This window comes from Pseudomonas sp. P1_F7, from assembly GCF_056405655.1.
Window position 1 is genome coordinate 37,464 of sequence record NZ_JBFUBR010000028.1, and the last position, 16,495, is coordinate 53,958.

Below are 16,495 nucleotides of genomic sequence, written 5' to 3' on the forward strand. Positions count from 1 at the left end.
TGAAATCCAGTCCCGTAGGAGCTGCCGCAGGCTGCGATCTTTTTAAGCCACAGACTCAGCGCTTGCGCAGCAACACGCTACCAATCGAGTAACCGGCACCGAACGAACTGAGCACGGCCAGCGAACCGGCGGCCAGGTCGTCCTGGTTCTTGTGGAACGCAATCACGGAACCGGCGGAACTGGTATTGGCGTAGGTGTCGAGAATCACCGGTGCTTCCTGTTCGGTGGCATCACGACCCAGTAGTTTCTTGACGATCAGGTGGTTCATGCTGAGGTTGGCCTGGTGCAGCCAGAAGCGCTTCACGTCGCTGACGTTGAGCTGGTTCTCCTGCAGATGCTCAGCGATCAGCTCGGCCACCAGCGGGCAGACTTCCTTGAACACCTTGCGGCCTTCCTGCACGAACAGTTTGTCCCTGGCACCGATGCCCTCTTCCGCTGCGCGGTTGAGGAAGCCGAAGTTGTTGCGGATGTTGTTGGAGAACTTGGTCAGCAGCTTGGTGCTGACGATGTCGAACTGGTACTTGGACGTTGCCAGGTCGGCACGCTCGATGATCACCGCAGTGGCAGCGTCACCGAAGATGAAGTGGCTGTCGCGGTCACGGAAGTTCAGGTGGCCGGTGCAGACTTCCGGGTTGACCATCAGGATCGCCCGGGCCTGGCCCAGTTTCACGCTGTTGGCGGCGGTCTGGATACCGAAGGTCGCCGAAGAACACGCCACGTTCATGTCGAAGCCGAAACCCTGGATACCCAGCGCTTCCTGGACTTCGATGGCAATGGCCGGGTAAGCGCGTTGCAGGTTGGAACAGGCGACGATCACGCCGTCGATGTCCGCTGCGGTCTTGCCGGCGCGTTGCAAGGCTTGTTCGGCCGCGCCGATGGCCATCTGGCAAAGCACCGACCACTCGTCGTTGGAACGCTCCGGCAGGTGTGGGGCCATGCGTTGCGGGTCGAGGATGCCTTCCTTGTCCATGACAAAGCGGCTCTTGATGCCCGAGGCTTTTTCGATGAACGCGGCGCTGGATTCGGTCAATGCTTCCACTTCGCCGCGCGCGATGGCGTCGGCGTTGTCAGCGTTGAATTGCGCGACGTAAGTATTGAAAGACTGCACCAGCTCTTCGTTGGAAATGCTGTTGGCCGGGGTGTACAGGCCGGTGCCGCTGATGACGACGTTATGCATGGTCGTGTCTCTAATCTGTTCAGGCAGAAAGCATTGGCACCGTCGTACCAATACACAAAGGGTCTATTCCCATCCGGGGGACGCAAACCTGGCATCGCTTTATTCCGACCTGCCCGTGACCATGAAGGCTCAAAACCGCGGGGCCGGCGTTTATAGGCGCGAAGTTTGCCATAAACCTTGGGGTTTGGCCCCTTTTTGCTGGATGACGCACCTATTACTACAGGCACTACAGCAACCTGTGGGAGCGAGCTTGCTCGCGATGGGGCCATCACATTCAACATCTATATTGCATGTCAGGCCCCAACTGTTGCGCAAACAGCGAAACCCGGTATTCCTCCAGCCACCAGCGATACAACTCCAGCTGCGGATCGCGCTTGCCTTCCTGGGCGTGTTTGTTGGCGCGGGTCTGGTATTGCGTCCACAGGCCGCTCAATTCGCCGCTCCAGACCCGATCGCGCTGCACTTGGGCGCCGATTTTTTCGAAGCGCTGCTCGATCGCCTTGAGGTAACGCGGCAACTCCTTGAGCCACTGCATCGGCGTTTCCCGGACAAATCCCGGATAGACCAGGTGGCTGAGTTGCTGCTTGATGTCGTTCAGGGCCACGGCCTGCGCCAGGTCGATCTTGCCCTTGAAGCGCTTTTGCAAACCGTGCCAGAGCTTGAGGATCTCCAGGGACAGCTTGGCCACTCGCTCGGCGTGCTCGGTCCAGGCGCCACGTTTGCGTTCGGCCAGCGACGCCAATCCGGCGCCATCGCGTGGCAACGGGTCTTCGCCTTCGAGAATGCAGCTGTCGAGGCTGGCCAGCAGAATGTCTTCCACCAGCGCATCGACGCGGCCCATGTCGCGGTACAGCAGGCCCAGTTCGGTCAGGCCCGGCAACTTGCCGCGCAGGAACTTCGCCGATTCGGCCAGTTGCTGCATCAGCAGACGCTGCAAGGCACGGCGATGCTGGAACTCGGCCTCGGCCGGCGTCGAAAAACGCCCTTCCTTGACCGTACCGCTCTCCTCCACCAGCGCCGGATACACCGTCATCGACAGCCCGGCGATCTTCTGCTGGGTTTTCTCGGCCACAGCGGCGAACACTTTCGGCTCTACCGGTTGCTGGCTCTTCGCGGTTTGCGGCACCGCCAACGCCGCCTGGCTGGCCTCGGCGAAACGCGCGGTCAGTTCGGCCAGATCGCGACCTTCACCGAGGAACTTGCCCTGGGCATCGACGATTTCCAGGTTCATCCGCAGATGGCTTTCGACCTGCTGCGCCGCCTCGGCCCAGGCTTCATCGCTGACGCGGGCACCGGTCATGCGCAGCAGCTCGCGACCCAAGGCCTGGGGCAGCGAACCCTCGGCAAAGGTCATGCGTTGCAAGGCCGCTTTGACGAAGTCCGGCACCGGCACGAAATTCTTGCGCAGGGCCTTGGGCAGGTTGCGCACCAGGGCAATGCACTTGGCTTCGATGACACCGGGCACCAGCCATTCCAGGCGTTCCGGCGGCAGCATCGGCAACAGTGGTGCCGGTACGCGCAGGGTCACGCCGTCGCGCGGGTGATTCGGTTCGAAGTGGTAATTCAAGGCCAATTCCAGATCGCCGATGTGCAGCGTATCCGGGTAATGCTGGGCGGTGACTTCACTGGCTTCGCGGGCCAGCACGTCTTCCTCGCGCATGATCAGCAACTGCGGGTCTTTCTGGCTGTTGATCCGATACCAGCTGTCGAAGGTAGCGGTCTGATGAATCTCCGCCGGCAGGCGTGCGTCATAGAAGGCGTACAGGGTTTCTTCGTCGGCGAGGATGTCGCGACGACGGGCCTTGGCTTCCAGTTCGTCGAGCTGTTCCAGCAGCAGTTTGTTGGCCGTCAGGCACTTGGCCTTCGACTGGATTTCGCCACGCACCAGCGCTTCACGGATAAACAACTCGCGCGAAACCACCGGGTCCACCGGGCCGTAATGCACCGGCCGACGCCCGACCACGATCAAGCCGAACAGGGTGATCTGCTCGAACGCCACGACCTGCCCGCGCTTCTTCTCCCAATGGGGTTCGAAGTGGTTTTTCTTGATCAGGTGCCCGGCCAGCGGCTCGATCCAGTCGGCATCGATCTTCGCCACCATGCGCGCATAAAGCTTGGTGGTTTCCACCAGTTCGGCGGTCATCAGCCATTGCGGGCGCTTCTTGCCGATGCCCGACGACGGGTGAATCCAGAAGCGCCGTTGACGCGCGCCAAGGTAATCGCCGTCTTCGGTTTTCTGCCCGATCTGGCTGAGCAACCCCACCAGCACCGCTTTGTGCAGTTTCGGATAGTCCGCTGGCTCTTTATTGAGGCTCAACTGCATGTCGCGGCAGATCAGGCTCAATTGGCGATGGGAGTCGCGCCACTCTCGCAGGCGCAGGTAGTTCAGGAAGTTCTTGCGGCACCAGTTACGCAGCGGACTGGCGGTCAGCGCCTGGCGCTGCTCTTCGAAACCACGCCACAGATTGACCAGCCCGGCGAAGTCCGAGTCGGCGTCTTTCCACTGGGTGTGGGCCTGATCCGCCGCTTGCTGACGCTCCGGCGGACGCTCCCGCGGGTCCTGGATCGACATGGCGCTGGCGACGATCAGCACTTCCTGCAAGCTGCCGAGCTTGGCCGCTTCCAGCAGCATGCGACCCATGCGCGGGTCCACCGGCAATCGCGCCAGTTGCCGGCCAAGCGGTGTCAGCTGGCTGTTGCGATCCACCGCCGAGAGCTCTTGCAGCAGGTTGTAACCGTCGCTGATGGCCTTGCCATCCGGCGGCTCGATGAACGGAAACGCGGTGACCTCGCCGAGGCGCAGATGCAGCATCTGCAAAATGACCGCCGCGAGGTTGGTCCGCAGGATTTCCGGATCGGTAAATTCCGGGCGCCCGAGGAAGTCCTCTTCGCTGTACAGCCGCACGCAGATGCCCGGCTCGACCCGTCCACACCGGCCTTTACGCTGGTTGGCGCTGGCCTGGGAAATCGCTTCGATGGGCAGGCGCTGGACCTTGGCCCGGTAGCTGTAGCGGCTGATGCGCGCAGTGCCGCTGTCGATCACGTAGCGGATGCCCGGCACGGTCAGCGAGGTTTCCGCGACGTTGGTCGCCAGCACCACGCGACGCCCTGGATGCGACTGAAAAATCCGCTGTTGTTCGGCCGGCGACAGCCGCGCGTACAACGGCAGGATTTCGGTGTGTTTGAGTTGGGCCTTGCGCAGCATGTCGGCCGCGTCGCGAATCTCGCGCTCGCCGGGCAGGAACACCAACACGTCACCAGGACTGCGGCGTTCGCTGCGCTCATAGGCGGCAATTTCGTCGAGGGTGGCGAGGATCGCCTGATCCACCGTCAGGTCGTCCTCGACGCGGTTGCCCTCTTCGTCCTGCTCCAGGGTCAGCGGACGGTACCAGGTGTCCACCGGGAAAGTACGGCCGGACACTTCGACAATCGGTGCATCGTCGAAATGCTTGGAGAAACGCTCCAGGTCGATGGTCGCCGAAGTGATGATGACCTTCAGGTCCGGACGACGCGGCAGCAGGGTTTTCAGGTAGCCGAGCAGGAAGTCGATGTTGAGGCTGCGTTCGTGGGCTTCGTCGACGATGATCGTGTCGTAGCGTTCCAGGTAACGGTCGTTCTGGGTTTCCGCCAGCAGGATGCCGTCGGTCATGAGCTTGATCAGGGTGCTGGAATCGCTCTGATCCTCGAAGCGCACCTGATAGCCGACCAACGCACCCAGCGGCGTGCCGAGTTCTTCGGCGACCCGGCTGGCGACACTGCGTGCAGCGATCCGTCGCGGCTGGGTGTGGCCGATCAGACCATGCTGGCCGCGACCGATTTCCAGGCAGATCTTCGGCAACTGGGTGGTTTTACCCGAGCCGGTCTCACCGGCGATGATCAGCACCTGATGCTTTTCCAGCGCTTTCTTGATTTCGTCGCGTTTGGCGGCGATCGGCAGGCTGTCGTCGTACCGAATCACCGGCAGGCTGGCCTTGCGCGCCAGCACCTGCTCACAGGACGCCTGCATCCGCGTCACCCACTGGCCCAGCCTGGCCTCGTCGGGTTTCTTGCGCAGCTCAAGCAACTGCCGCCGCAGCCGGTGGCGGTCGGCGAGCATGGCGTGATCGAGGTTTTTCAGCAGTTTGTCGATGGAGGGCGATTCGTCGGTCATCGGGTACGCAATTCAGTCGTCTAGTGGCGCAGGGTGCGGATTGTCGCAGATTTGGCATGGATTGGCTGGTTCCCCTGTAGGAGCTGCCGAAGGCTGCGATCTTTTGATCTTGTCGACGCGTCTGAAAAACAAAATCAAAAGATCGCAGCCTGCGGCAGCTCCTACTCGTTATCGAGGCCCTTGCGCCGATACGGGAATACATCAATCACCTTCCCCGCCCGAATCGCCTCCTGCAGGCTTTTCCAGTAATCGGCGTTGTACAACTCGCCATGCAGTTGGTCGAACAACCTGCGCTGCCCCGAATCGGCAAACAGGAACGGCGGAAACTCTTCCGGGAATACGTCCAGCGGCCCGATCGAATACCACGGTTCGGAAGCCATTTCGTCTTCCGGGGTGCGCGGCTGCGGAATGTGGCGGAAGTTGGCTTCGGTGAGGAAGCAGATCTCGTCGTAGTCGTAGAACACCACCCTGCCGTGACGGGTAACGCCGAAGTTCTTCAGCAGCATGTCACCGGGAAAGATGTTGGCCGCCGCCAGTTGCTTGATCGCCAGCCCGTAGTCTTCCAGGGCCTCGCGCACCTGCGCCTCATTGGCGTTTTCCAGGTAGAGGTTCAGCGGGGTCATGCGGCGTTCGGTCCAGCAGTGACGGATCAGTACAGTGTCGCCTTCCACCGACACCGTGGATGGCGCGACTTCCAGCAGCTCCTCCAGGCACGCTTGATCGAACTTGCTCAGCGGGAAACGGAAGTCGGCGAATTCCTGGGTATCGGCCATGCGCCCGACGCGGTCGACGCTTTTCACCAAGCGGTACTTTTCGATCACCGTGGCGCGGTCGACGTTTTTCGACGGTGAGAAACGGTCCTTGATGATTTTGAACACGGTGTTGAAACCCGGCAGGGTGAACACGCTCATGACCATACCGCGTACACCGGGCGCCATGATGAACTGGTCGTCGGTGTTGGCCAGGTGATTGATCAGCGCCCGGTAGAACTCCGACTTGCCGTGCTTGTAGAAGCCAATCGAGGTGTACAGCTCGGCGATGTGCTTGCCCGGCAGGATACGCCGCAGGAAGCCAATGAACTCCGCCGGCACGGGCACATCCACCATGAAATACGAGCGGGTGAACGAGAAGATGATCGACACGTCCGCCTCGTCGGTGATCAGCGCATCGATCTGGATCCCGCGACCTTCCAGGTGCAGCAAGGGAATTGCCAGCGGCCATTGCTCGTCGGCGGTATAGATGCGCCCCACCAGGTACGCGCCTTTATTGCGGTACAGCACCGAGGAAAACAGCTCGACGCTCAGTTCCGGGTCCTTGCATACCCAGTCCGGCAGGTTCTCGCGCAACTGCGCTTCGAGGCGTTTCAGGTCCCCGGGCAGGTCGGCGTAATCCTCGCTGAAGCGGTAGTCGGCGAAGATGCTGGCGAGCATGGCCGACAATTGGCCTTGCGGCTTGTAGGTGCGGGTTTGCGCGGCCCGGGCACGGCGCAGGCTCGGCCGGGTGGTGTGAATGAACATGCAGCCGTCGCTGATCAGGTCATGGCTGAACAGCCCGCAGAAGATCGAGTTGTACCAGGTCTCGGACAGTTCATCGTCGAAGCGCAGGTCGATCAGGCTGATGTAGGCGCTTTTGACCAGCGGCCAGCAGCTGACGTCCAGCGTGTCGGCGTCAAACGCGGTGCGCAGTCGCTCCACCGTTTCACCGACTTTTTCTTCGTACAGATTGATCCGTGCCGCCGACGCCGATTGCGTCTCCTGCCACCTGGCCTGTTCGAAGCGGGCCCGGGCGCCGTCGGTGATCTGGCGAAAATGCTCGCGGTAATCGTCAAAGCCATCGAGGATCAAGCGGGCGATGTCGGCGGCTGGCCATTGCTGCGGCATGGTGAGACCTCTGCGGGAATTCGGAAGGCTTGAGCTTAGCCAGTGAACCGGGGGCAGGAGAAGCGTAATTTTCCAGCCGAATTAAATGCCCGGTTTTCGGTTGCCACGGACAAGGCTGTCAGCAACACTCTCGCCCTCATCAAGGTAGGAACGCGCTGTGAACCCCGTCGATATTCTCCGTTTACTGTCCCTGGCGGCCATTTGGGGAGCGAGTTTTCTATTCATGCGCATCATCGCCCCGGTGATTGGCACGATTCCCACGGCGTTTTTCCGCGTGTCGATTGCCGCGGTCGGACTGTTGGTGATTCTTGGCTTGATGCGCATCAACTGGGATTTCAAAGGCAAGCTCAAGACCGTGATGCTGCTCGGGGTGATCAACTCCGGCATCCCGGCGACGCTCTACTCGGTCGCAGCGCAAGTGCTGCCGGCCGGATACTCGGCGATTTTCAACGCCACCACACCGCTGATGGGCGTACTGATCGGCGGCTTGTTCTTCCATGAAAGACTCAGCGCCGCCAAGCTCGGCGGGGTTTTCCTCGGGTTGCTTGGCGTCGGCGTCCTGACCCGCGCCGGTCCGGTAGCGTTCGACGCGCAATTGTTGATGGGCGCCGTCGCCTGCCTGCTCGCCACCACCTGCTACGGTTTCGCCGGATTTCTTGCCCGACGCTGGCTCGATCAGGCCGGTGGGCTCGACAGTCGACTGTCGGCATTGGGCAGCATGCTGGGAGCGACCCTGTTCATATTGCCGTTGTTCGGCTACAGCGTGATCAGCCAGCCACCGGAGAGCTGGGGCGGCTGGAAGGTCTGGTTGTCACTGTTGGGATTGGGGCTGGCGTGTACCGCGTTTGCTTACATCATTTACTTCCGGTTGCTCAGCTCGATCGGCCCGGTAAAGTCGTCGACCGTGACCTTCATGATCCCGCCGTTCGGGGTGTTGTGGGGGGCAATGTTTCTCGATGAGCCGCTGTCTATGGCGCATATCTATGGCGGCTTGTTGATTGCCGTGGCGTTGTGGTTGGTGTTGAAGCCGGCGGCTGTGAAACCGGTAATGGTGGCGGACCGGTAGAGCTGTAGAGATGCTGATGTTGCCATCGCGAGCTTGCTCACAGAAGTAAACTACATTGACATCAGAACCAAACGTCATGCGCGCCAGTGCCAGCGCCAGCAATCCGAAGAGCATCCCGGCCAGACCGATGCCCTGATAAACCACCATGATCAACCCGTTGGCCAAAAGGCCAGTAACGATAGTCGTCACAGAGTCCGCATTGCGCGTTTGGAGCGGCGTCCCGGGATTCCGTGAAGAGCCATAAAAAAACCGCTCACAACGAGCGGTTTTTTTATTTCCGAGAGCGGATGTCACCCAAACAGCCAATAGCCCAACAACGTCAGCACCACCACCGCCAGTACCGGGCGTAGTACACGGTAGGCCTTGGGATTGCGCCGCTTCCACTGTTTGACCACACCACTGAATTTATCGCTGGAGTTCTTGCTCCAGGCGTAGGCCCGGTTGATCCCGCCCACACGCTCGTCGTCGAGATTCTGGGGGGCGGTGGCGCGACCCAGCCAAGCACTGATACTGCGATTGATGCGGGTCATGAAGCGATTGCTCAATGGACGCTCGATATCGCAAAACAGGATGACCCGGGTCTTTTCCGTTTCATTCTTGACCCAGTGCACGTAGGTCTCGTCGAACATCACGTCTTCACCATCGCGCCAGGCGTAAACCTGCCCGTCGACAAAGATGCGGCAATCATCGGAATTGGGGGTGGACAGCCCCAAGTGATAACGCAGGGAACCGGCAAACGGATCGCGATGCGGGTTGAGGTGGCTGCCGCCCGGCAGCAGCGCAAACATGGCGCCTTTGACGTTGGGGATGCTGCTGACCAGTTCCACGGTTTTCGGGCACAAGGCTTCGGCAGATGGCAGCGGTTTGTCATACCACTTGAGATAGAAACGCTTCCAGCCCTTCTTGAAGAACGAGCCAAAACCGGCGTCGTTGTTCTTTGCCGCCGCGCGGATATACCCCTCGTCGAACAAGTGCATCGCTTCGTCGCGAATCACCTCCCAGTTGTCCTTGAGCACATCCAGTTCCGGGAACCTGTTGCGATCCAGATACGGTTTCGAAGGCACACCGGAAAACAGGTACATCAAGGCGTTATAGGGTGCGAACAGTGCCGAATGGTTAACGAACTGGCGCAAAACCGGCAGACGCGCCTTGCCGCGTAAATGCACATAGAGGGTGCTGCCGAGAAACAGCAGCAACAACGAGGCCTTCGCGGCAAACGATAAGGTCATCAACAACTCCTTTGAAGATAAGCGACATTGCGCCACGTCCATTGCCCGACATGGCTGCTGGCATGATAAACACTACCGATCCGGTGAAAAACCTGCACTTTTCAACATTCAATGTTAATGAATATGCAACAAAACATTTCTTAACATAAGACGCCTGAACGCTGGCTGATACAAATCCATCATCAGCAGGACCAGATCAATAGATCGCAGCCAGCGATAACACCCCAACCATCACCGCCAGCCACGACCCGCGAATGTTTAACGTTTACTGCTGATTCTCCTGTTCGGTAAACAGATCACTGAACAGCATGCTCGACAGATAACGCTCACCGGAATCCGGCAGGATCACGACGATGGTCTTGCCCTGCATTTCCGGGGTCTCCGCCAGCCGAACGGCCACTGCCATGGCGGCGCCGCAGGAAATCCCGCACAAGATTCCTTCTTCCTGCATCAAGCGCAAGGCCATGGCCTTGGACTCTTCGTCGCTGACCAGCTCCACCCGATCGACGATCGACAAATCGAGGTTCTTCGGCACAAAACCGGCACCGATGCCCTGGATCTTGTGCGGGCTCGGCTTGATTTCCTCACCGGCCAGGGCCTGGGTGATCACCGGCGACACCGCTGGCTCCACCGCCACCGAGAGTATCGGCTTGCCTTGGGTATTCTTGATATACCGTGAAACTCCGGTGATGGTTCCACCGGTTCCGACGCCTGCCACCAGCACGTCGACCGCGCCGTCGGTATCGTTCCAGATTTCCGGGCCGGTGGTTTTTTCGTGGATGGCCGGGTTGGCCGGGTTGTCGAATTGCGCCGGCATGAAGTACTTCGACGGGTCGCCGGCAACGATTTCACCGGCTTTCTCGATGGCACCCTTCATGCCTTTGGCCGGCTCGGTCAACACCAGTTCGGCACCCAGTGCCTTGAGTACCTTGCGGCGCTCGATACTCATGGACGCCGGCATGGTCAGCATCAGTTTGTAGCCACGGGCAGCGGCCACGAAGGCCAGACCGATGCCGGTATTGCCAGAGGTGGGTTCGACGATGGTCATGCCCGGCTTGAGTTTGCCGCTGCTCTCGGCATCCCAGATCATGTTCGCGCCGATCCGGCACTTGACCGAGTAACCGGGATTGCGCCCTTCGATCTTGGCCAGGATGGTCACACCACGCGGCGCAATGCGATTGATCTGCACCAGCGGCGTGTTGCCGATGGAGTGGGCGTTGTCAGCGAAAATGCGGCTCATGGCTGGGTCCTTAACGACAGCATTGAAATAGGGCATCAAGGTAAGCCTCTTGCCCGCAGGCGTCCAGTCGGGTCGAACGTCCACTTATCAGTGCAGTCAACGGCTTTGGATCGCCAGAGATTTACCACCATGAAACGTCGATACAGCTGGCCCCTCTGGACCCTCATCGGCCTCGTTGTGCTGCTGATTACGCTACATATCGCCTTGCCCTATCTGGTGCGCAACTACCTCAATGAGAACGAGTGACTGAGTAGCGGCCTGTTTCCTCGGCCGCCCGCGACGCGTTCGCTTGCAACTGCAGGAAATCCCACCCAAGACAGGCCAGTGCCAGGGACCGCGGCACCGCTTCCTTGCCACGGCTGTAACGACTGATGCTGCGGGTACTGACCCCCAGCGCCTCGGCGGCCTGTGTGAGTGACAACCCGGTGCGAGCGCGCCAGTCGATGAAGATCCGGGTATTTTCGTCGGAGGCATTTTGTGCGATCGCATCCAGGAACAACGTGTCTGCACCAATCTGGATGTCCTGCTCAGACCACTCGACGCACCAGCCATCATCACCCAGAGCCGCGCCATCGAAAGCGCGTCCCTGCAATGGTTGCAAGCCTGGAAAGGCCAGCAAATCCCGGCTCAGGTCGAGAGTCAGTTGCTGACCGTCAATAAAGGTCAATGCCAGGCGATACTCCGGTAGTGCCTGTACGGCCAGCAGTCGTGGTCGTTTCATGGGTAACATCGTTTCCAGTCCTCGAGCAGTTGCGCCTGATGGCGCCCTGACCCAATCCAGTGCTTCCCTGATGATCAGGGGCGGAGCCCGGCCTACCATCACCTCGACGGTTTCCAGGCTGAGCATGACGTCCAGGCCGCCACCGGTCAGGTGGACATGAGGCGGCGGATGATCCTTCTCGCGCAATTGAATGCGGTATGTGTCGCGAAATCGGTATTTAGTAGACATGCCCGGCAAGCTATCGCCAAAATGGCGATAGCTCAATACTGGCCAGCAGCCGAGACCGAGTCAAGATGTGACGCCCCATTCAGAGACTGAATAAGCCGTCTGCGTTCACAGTCGACCGGGCACCGCGTTATAGTCGGGGCTGACCATTTTATTGCGCCCCCGCCCTGCCTCGTTCAGGTCGGCGTTACCGTTCGAGGATTAGCAGATGAAGTTCGAAGGCACCCAGGCCTACGTCGCCACCGATGACCTGAAGCTGGCGGTCAACGCCGCCATCACCCTGGAACGGCCGTTGCTGGTCAAGGGCGAACCGGGCACCGGCAAGACCATGCTCGCCGAGCAACTGGCCGAATCCTTTGGCGCCAAGCTGATCACCTGGCACATCAAATCCACCACCAAGGCCCATCAAGGCCTCTATGAGTACGACGCGGTCAGCCGCCTGCGCGATTCTCAGCTTGGCACGGAAAAGGTCCACGACGTTCGCAACTACTTGAAAAAGGGCAAGCTCTGGGAAGCCTTCGAATCCGAAGAACGGGTGATCCTGCTGATCGACGAAATCGACAAGGCCGACATCGAATTCCCCAACGACCTGCTGCAAGAACTCGACAAGATGGAGTTCTACGTTTACGAGATCGACGAGACCATCAAGGCCAAGAAGCGCCCGATCATCATCATTACCTCCAACAACGAGAAAGAGCTGCCGGACGCCTTCCTGCGCCGCTGCTTCTTCCACTACATCGCCTTCCCCGACCGCGTGACGATGCAGCGGATCGTCGACGTGCACTACCCGGACATCAAGAAAGACCTGGTCAGCGAAGCGCTGGACGTGTTCTTCGACGTGCGCAAGGTGCCGGGCCTGAAGAAGAAGCCTTCGACCTCCGAGCTGGTGGACTGGCTGAAGCTGCTGATGGCCGACAACATCGGCGAAGCGGTGCTGCGCGAGCGCGATCCGACCAAGGCCATCCCACCGCTGGCCGGCGCGCTGGTGAAAAACGAACAGGACGTGCAACTGCTGGAGCGTCTGGCGTTCATGAGCCGTCGCGGCACCCGCTAAGAGGCTGATGCCATGCTGCTCAACCTGTTCAATGAAATGCGCGCAGCCAAGGTACCGGTCTCGGTGCGCGAGCTGCTGGACCTGATCAACGCGCTGAAACAGCGCGTGACCTTCGCCGACATGGACGAGTTTTATTACTTGTCCCGGGCGATCCTGGTGAAGGACGAAAAGCATTTCGACAAGTTCGACCGTGCGTTCGGTGCCTACTTCAATGGCCTGGAAAAGCTCGACGATCATCTTCAGGCATTGATCCCCGAAGACTGGCTGCGCAAGGAATTCGAGCGTTCGCTGACCGATGAAGAGCGGGCGGCGATCCAGTCCCTTGGCGGCCTGGACAAGCTGATCGAAGAGTTCAAGAAACGCCTCGAGGAACAGAAGGAACGCCACGCCGGTGGCAACAAGTGGATCGGTACCGGTGGTACCAGCCCGTTCGGTTCCGGCGGTTTCAACCCGGAAGGCATTCGGGTCGGCGACGCCGGCAAGCGCCAAGGCAAGGCCGCCAAGGTCTGGGACCAGCGCGAATACAAGAACCTCGACGATTCGGTCGAGCTGGGCACCCGCAATATCAAGGTCGCCCTGCGTCGTCTGCGCAAGTTTGCCCGACAGGGCGCGGCGGAAGAGCTGGACATCGACGGCACCATCGATCACACCGCCAAGGATGCCGGCCTGCTGAACATCCAGATGCGGCCGGAACGGCGCAACACGGTAAAGCTGTTGCTGCTGTTCGACATCGGCGGTTCGATGGACGCCCACGTGAAGATCTGCGAAGAGCTGTTCTCGGCCTGCAAGACCGAGTTCAAGCATCTGGAGTACTTCTACTTCCACAACTTCATTTATGAATCGGTGTGGAAGAACAACATGCGCCGCACCTCCGAGCGCACCTCGACCATGGACCTGCTGCACAAGTACGGTGCCGACTACAAAGTGATCTTCATCGGTGACGCCGCCATGGCGCCCTATGAAATCACCCAGGCGGGCGGCAGCGTCGAACACTGGAACGAAGAAGCCGGTTACGTGTGGATGCAGCGGTTCAAGGAGAAGTACAAGAAGCTCATCTGGATCAACCCGTATCCGAAGGACACCTGGGGCTATACCTCTTCGACCAACATCGTGCGGGATTTGATCGAGGACCAGATGTATCCGCTGACCCTTCGCGGGTTGGAGGAAGGGATGCGGTTTTTGTCCAAGTAATTCGGTTGCCTGGTCTGACGCCATCGCGAGCAAGCTCGCTCCCACATTGGTTTGGTGCTGTTCACAAGTTTTGTGAACGACTCCTACCCTGTGGGAGCGAGCTTGCTCGCGATGCTTTTAGCTGTTCAAAAATAGCTGCAAATACTCGACATGCTCACGATGGGCGACATCCTGCACCACCGGCCGCAACCGCACCTGCGCCCCCGGCAGGCATTGCGCCAGCCGTGCCAGCGCCAACGGCGTCAACGCTCCCAATCGCGGATAACCGCCAATGGTCTGCCGATCATTAAGCAACACAATCGGCTGCCCGTCCGGCGGCACCTGGACGGCCCCCAACGGAATGCCTTCGGAAATCATCGGTTTGCCCTGGTACTGCAGCGCCGTACCCAACAGGCGAATGCCCATGCGGTCGGCACGACTGTCGAGGCTCCACGTGCTGTTGAATGCATCGAACAGGCTCTGCCCGCTGAACTCACCGATCTGTGCACCGAGGACCAGATCCAACGGAGTATCAAGGTTCAGGTCCGGCCGCTGGTCTGCGGTCATTTCGCGCAGCAACATCACCGAGTTGCCCGAATAGCTCAATGACGCGCCTTTACCCAGCGCATGACCCATTCCGTCCAGGCCGCCGAGTTCCTCGCGGACCACCGTCGCGCTACTGCCCAATACTTTCGGTGCATCAAACCCACCCGGCGCCGCCAGATAGGCGCGGGCGCCGAGCAACGGCCGGGTGAATTGCAGACGCTGACCTTTGTGCAGCCTGAAACTACGCCACGGTGCCAGCGCCTCGCCGTCCACCTGCGCACCAAGATCCGCTCCGGCCAAGGCCAGCACGCACTCCTCCTCGGCCACAATGGTGAACCCGCCGAGGGTGATTTCGATCACCGGCACATCCAGTCCGTTGCCCAACAGCCAGTTGGCCCAGGACATCGAACGCCAATCGGCCGCCCCGCCCTGGGTCACGCCCAGATGCCGCACGCCGAAACGACCGGCGTCCTGCAACAGGCACAGCGGCGTACTCGCGTCAATCGTCAGACGGCTCATGCCTGGGCCTCCAGTGGCGTATCGTCACCGCCCAGGTTAATGAATTCGGCATGGCCGACCGATTCGAACCGTACGGTGTCACCGGGTTGCATCAGGCTGTAGCCGTCACGGTTACGATCGAACAATTTGGTCGGTGTGCGGCCAATCAGGTTCCAGCCTCCAGGCGACACCACCGGGTAGGCCGCCGTCTGCCGTTCGGCGATGCCGACACTGCCGGCGGCGACTTTCTTGCGTGGAGTGTTCAGACGCGGCGCGGCGAGCACCTCTTCCACCAGCCCCATGAAGGCGAAGCCCGGCGCAAAGCCCAGGGCGAACACCTGATATTCACGCTCGCAGTGACGACGGATCACCTCCTCCACCGCCAAGCCGCTGCGTTGCGATAACAGGCTCAATTCCGGTCCGACGCTCAAGTCGTACCATACCGGCAACACATGACAGGTACCGCGGGTACGCGCATTGGGCGACAGATCGATCAGCGCCTGGGCGATCAATTCCCGGGCCTGGGCGGGACTCAGTGCGGTCAAGTCGTAATGCACCATCAAGGTGGTGTAGGACGGCACCAGATCGATCAGATGCCCGGCGAACGCCGTGCGCAGACTTTCACTGGCCGCCAGCATCCACGGCATGTTGGTTTCGGCAATTTCATCGAACAAACGCACCATCAGGCAATCCAGCGCCACCACTTCTACCCGCAACTTCATGACGCGCTCTGCCGGTTCAAGGCTTCACGGATGCGTTGCACGGCAGCGACCGAACTGGCGTTGTCGCCGTGCACGCAGAGGGTGTTGGCCTGCAAATGCAGGGCGCTGCCGTCGCTGGCGGTGAGGTGATCGCCACGGGCAATGGTCAGCGCCTGCTCGATGATTTTTTCCGGGTCGTGATGCACCGCTCCCGGCAGTTGTCGCGACACCAGCCTGCCGGCGCTGTCGTAAGCACGATCGGCAAAAGCCTCGAACCACAGCGTCACGCCATATTCATCGCCCAGTTGCTGGGCGGCGCTGTTGTCGCGGGTTGCCATTAACATCAGCGGCAGGTTGCGGTCATAGGACGCCACCGCTTGCAGCACGGCACGTAACTGGGCCGGGTTGACCATCATGTCGTTGTACATCGCGCCATGGGGTTTGACGTAACTGACCCGGCCGCCCTGGGCCCGGCAGATGCCGTCGAGGGCGCCGATCTGGTAATGCAGAATGTCTTGCAGTTCCTGGGTGGCATACGCCATGGAGCGGCGGCCGAAGCCCACCAGATCCTGGTAGGCCGGATGCGCGCCAACTTGCACACCGTGGCTGAGGGCCAGGCTGACGGTCTTGCGCATGATGCTCGGGTCGCCGGCGTGAAAACCGCAGGCGATGTTGGCGCAATCGATGAAGGGCATGATTTCTGCGTCCAGACCCATGGTCCAGTTGCCGAAACTCTCGCCGATGTCGCAGTTCAATAGCAGGCGGCTCACGCTGAACACTCCTGTAGGCTTTATTCTTTTTAGCTGCGGGACATATCTGTAAGACAGGCCCGCAGGTT

12 protein-coding genes and 3 pseudogenes are annotated in these 16,495 nt (G+C 60.3%); 4 read left to right on the top strand and 11 right to left on the bottom strand.

Going from position 1 to position 16,495, the window contains the following annotated elements:
- Positions 1–55: 55 nt before the first annotated feature.
- The 3 genes from AC1D1M_RS29650 to aceK form a co-directional block, all read right to left on the bottom strand.
- On the bottom strand, positions 56–1,177 hold the full coding sequence (locus tag AC1D1M_RS29650) for a beta-ketoacyl-ACP synthase III (RefSeq protein WP_477778441.1): 1,122 nt from the start codon (positions 1,175–1,177) through the stop codon (positions 56–58).
- 274 nt (positions 1,178–1,451) lie between these two features.
- On the bottom strand, positions 1,452–5,327 hold the full coding sequence (hrpA, locus tag AC1D1M_RS29655) for an ATP-dependent RNA helicase HrpA (protein ID WP_477778442.1): 3,876 nt from the start codon (positions 5,325–5,327) through the stop codon (positions 1,452–1,454).
- Between the two features lie 161 nt (positions 5,328–5,488).
- Complete coding sequence (gene aceK, locus AC1D1M_RS29660; protein ID WP_477778443.1) at positions 5,489–7,207, bottom strand: bifunctional isocitrate dehydrogenase kinase/phosphatase; 1,719 nt, start codon at positions 7,205–7,207, stop codon at positions 5,489–5,491.
- A 157-nt stretch (positions 7,208–7,364) separates the two neighbouring features.
- Between aceK and AC1D1M_RS29665 the strand changes: the two genes are divergently transcribed.
- Positions 7,365–8,273, top strand: a complete 909-nt coding sequence (locus AC1D1M_RS29665; RefSeq protein ID WP_477778444.1) for a DMT family transporter — start codon at positions 7,365–7,367, stop codon at positions 8,271–8,273.
- 63 nt (positions 8,274–8,336) lie between these two features.
- Here the strand turns inward: AC1D1M_RS29665 and AC1D1M_RS29670 are convergent.
- From AC1D1M_RS29670 to cysK, 3 genes and pseudogenes are all read right to left on the bottom strand, one after another.
- A pseudogene (locus AC1D1M_RS29670) lies at positions 8,337–8,444 on the bottom strand (EamA family transporter); the annotation flags it as partial.
- Between the two features lie 119 nt (positions 8,445–8,563).
- Complete coding sequence (locus tag AC1D1M_RS29675; protein ID WP_477778445.1) at positions 8,564–9,502, bottom strand: aspartyl/asparaginyl beta-hydroxylase domain-containing protein; 939 nt, start codon at positions 9,500–9,502, stop codon at positions 8,564–8,566.
- A gap of 265 nt (positions 9,503–9,767) precedes the next feature.
- Complete coding sequence (cysK, locus tag AC1D1M_RS29680) at positions 9,768–10,742, bottom strand: cysteine synthase A (protein ID WP_218477128.1); 975 nt, start codon at positions 10,740–10,742, stop codon at positions 9,768–9,770.
- A 129-nt stretch (positions 10,743–10,871) separates the two neighbouring features.
- Between cysK and AC1D1M_RS29685 the strand changes: the two are divergent.
- Positions 10,872–10,979 (top strand): annotated as a pseudogene (locus AC1D1M_RS29685) (DUF748 domain-containing protein); the annotation flags it as partial.
- Here AC1D1M_RS29685 and AC1D1M_RS29690 read toward each other — a convergent pair.
- Together AC1D1M_RS29690 and AC1D1M_RS29695 are read right to left on the bottom strand one after the other, a co-directional pair.
- Positions 10,972–11,472 (bottom strand): DUF2442 domain-containing protein, encoded by a 501-nt coding sequence (locus AC1D1M_RS29690; protein ID WP_477778446.1) that lies wholly within the window; start codon positions 11,470–11,472, stop codon positions 10,972–10,974. The pseudogene AC1D1M_RS29685 and the gene AC1D1M_RS29690 sit on opposite strands and share 8 nt — an antisense overlap.
- Positions 11,460–11,691, bottom strand: a pseudogene (locus tag AC1D1M_RS29695) (DUF4160 domain-containing protein). Before AC1D1M_RS29695 ends, AC1D1M_RS29690 begins: the two are co-directional and overlap by 13 nt.
- A gap of 205 nt (positions 11,692–11,896) precedes the next feature.
- Here AC1D1M_RS29695 and AC1D1M_RS29700 point away from each other — a divergent pair.
- Both AC1D1M_RS29700 and AC1D1M_RS29705 read left to right on the top strand, forming a co-directional pair.
- On the top strand, positions 11,897–12,742 hold the full coding sequence (locus AC1D1M_RS29700; protein ID WP_007984829.1) for an AAA family ATPase: 846 nt from the start codon (positions 11,897–11,899) through the stop codon (positions 12,740–12,742).
- 12 nt (positions 12,743–12,754) lie between these two features.
- The gene (locus tag AC1D1M_RS29705) at positions 12,755–13,933 is read left to right on the top strand and encodes a vWA domain-containing protein (RefSeq protein WP_008049176.1); all 1,179 of its coding nucleotides are present in this window, start codon (positions 12,755–12,757) and stop codon (positions 13,931–13,933) included.
- Between the two features lie 117 nt (positions 13,934–14,050).
- Here AC1D1M_RS29705 and AC1D1M_RS29710 read toward each other — a convergent pair whose 3' ends face one another.
- The 3 genes from AC1D1M_RS29710 to AC1D1M_RS29720 are packed head-to-tail and all read right to left on the bottom strand — an operon-like array spanning position 14,051 to position 16,427.
- Positions 14,051–14,977, bottom strand: a complete 927-nt coding sequence (locus AC1D1M_RS29710) for a 5-oxoprolinase subunit C family protein (RefSeq protein WP_477778447.1) — start codon at positions 14,975–14,977, stop codon at positions 14,051–14,053.
- Positions 14,974–15,678, bottom strand: a complete 705-nt coding sequence (locus tag AC1D1M_RS29715; RefSeq protein ID WP_477778448.1) for a 5-oxoprolinase subunit B family protein — start codon at positions 15,676–15,678, stop codon at positions 14,974–14,976. Before AC1D1M_RS29715 ends, AC1D1M_RS29710 begins: the two co-directional genes overlap by 4 nt.
- The gene (locus tag AC1D1M_RS29720) at positions 15,675–16,427 is read right to left on the bottom strand and encodes a 5-oxoprolinase subunit PxpA (protein ID WP_477778449.1); all 753 of its coding nucleotides are present in this window, start codon (positions 16,425–16,427) and stop codon (positions 15,675–15,677) included. The genes AC1D1M_RS29715 and AC1D1M_RS29720 overlap by 4 nt, the downstream gene beginning before the upstream one ends.
- Positions 16,428–16,495: the final 68 nt, after the last annotated feature.

What these genes read in the sequence shown, in the direction of transcription:
- AC1D1M_RS29690 (WP_477778446.1), bottom strand. Translation starts at nt 11,472, where the DNA reads ATGTTACCCATGAAACGACCACGACTGCTGGCCGTACAGGCACTACCG.
- AC1D1M_RS29700 (WP_007984829.1), top strand. Translation starts at nt 11,897, where the DNA reads ATGAAGTTCGAAGGCACCCAGGCCTACGTCGCCACCGATGACCTGAAG.
- AC1D1M_RS29650 (WP_477778441.1), bottom strand. Translation starts at nt 1,177, where the DNA reads ATGCATAACGTCGTCATCAGCGGCACCGGCCTGTACACCCCGGCCAAC.
- aceK (WP_477778443.1), bottom strand. Translation starts at nt 7,207, where the DNA reads ATGCCGCAGCAATGGCCAGCCGCCGACATCGCCCGCTTGATCCTCGAT.
- AC1D1M_RS29710 (WP_477778447.1), bottom strand. Translation starts at nt 14,977, where the DNA reads ATGAGCCGTCTGACGATTGACGCGAGTACGCCGCTGTGCCTGTTGCAG.
- AC1D1M_RS29705 (WP_008049176.1), top strand. Translation starts at nt 12,755, where the DNA reads ATGCTGCTCAACCTGTTCAATGAAATGCGCGCAGCCAAGGTACCGGTC.
- AC1D1M_RS29715 (WP_477778448.1), bottom strand. Translation starts at nt 15,678, where the DNA reads ATGAAGTTGCGGGTAGAAGTGGTGGCGCTGGATTGCCTGATGGTGCGT.
- hrpA (WP_477778442.1), bottom strand. Translation starts at nt 5,327, where the DNA reads ATGACCGACGAATCGCCCTCCATCGACAAACTGCTGAAAAACCTCGAT.
- AC1D1M_RS29675 (WP_477778445.1), bottom strand. Translation starts at nt 9,502, where the DNA reads ATGACCTTATCGTTTGCCGCGAAGGCCTCGTTGTTGCTGCTGTTTCTC.
- cysK (WP_218477128.1), bottom strand. Translation starts at nt 10,742, where the DNA reads ATGAGCCGCATTTTCGCTGACAACGCCCACTCCATCGGCAACACGCCG.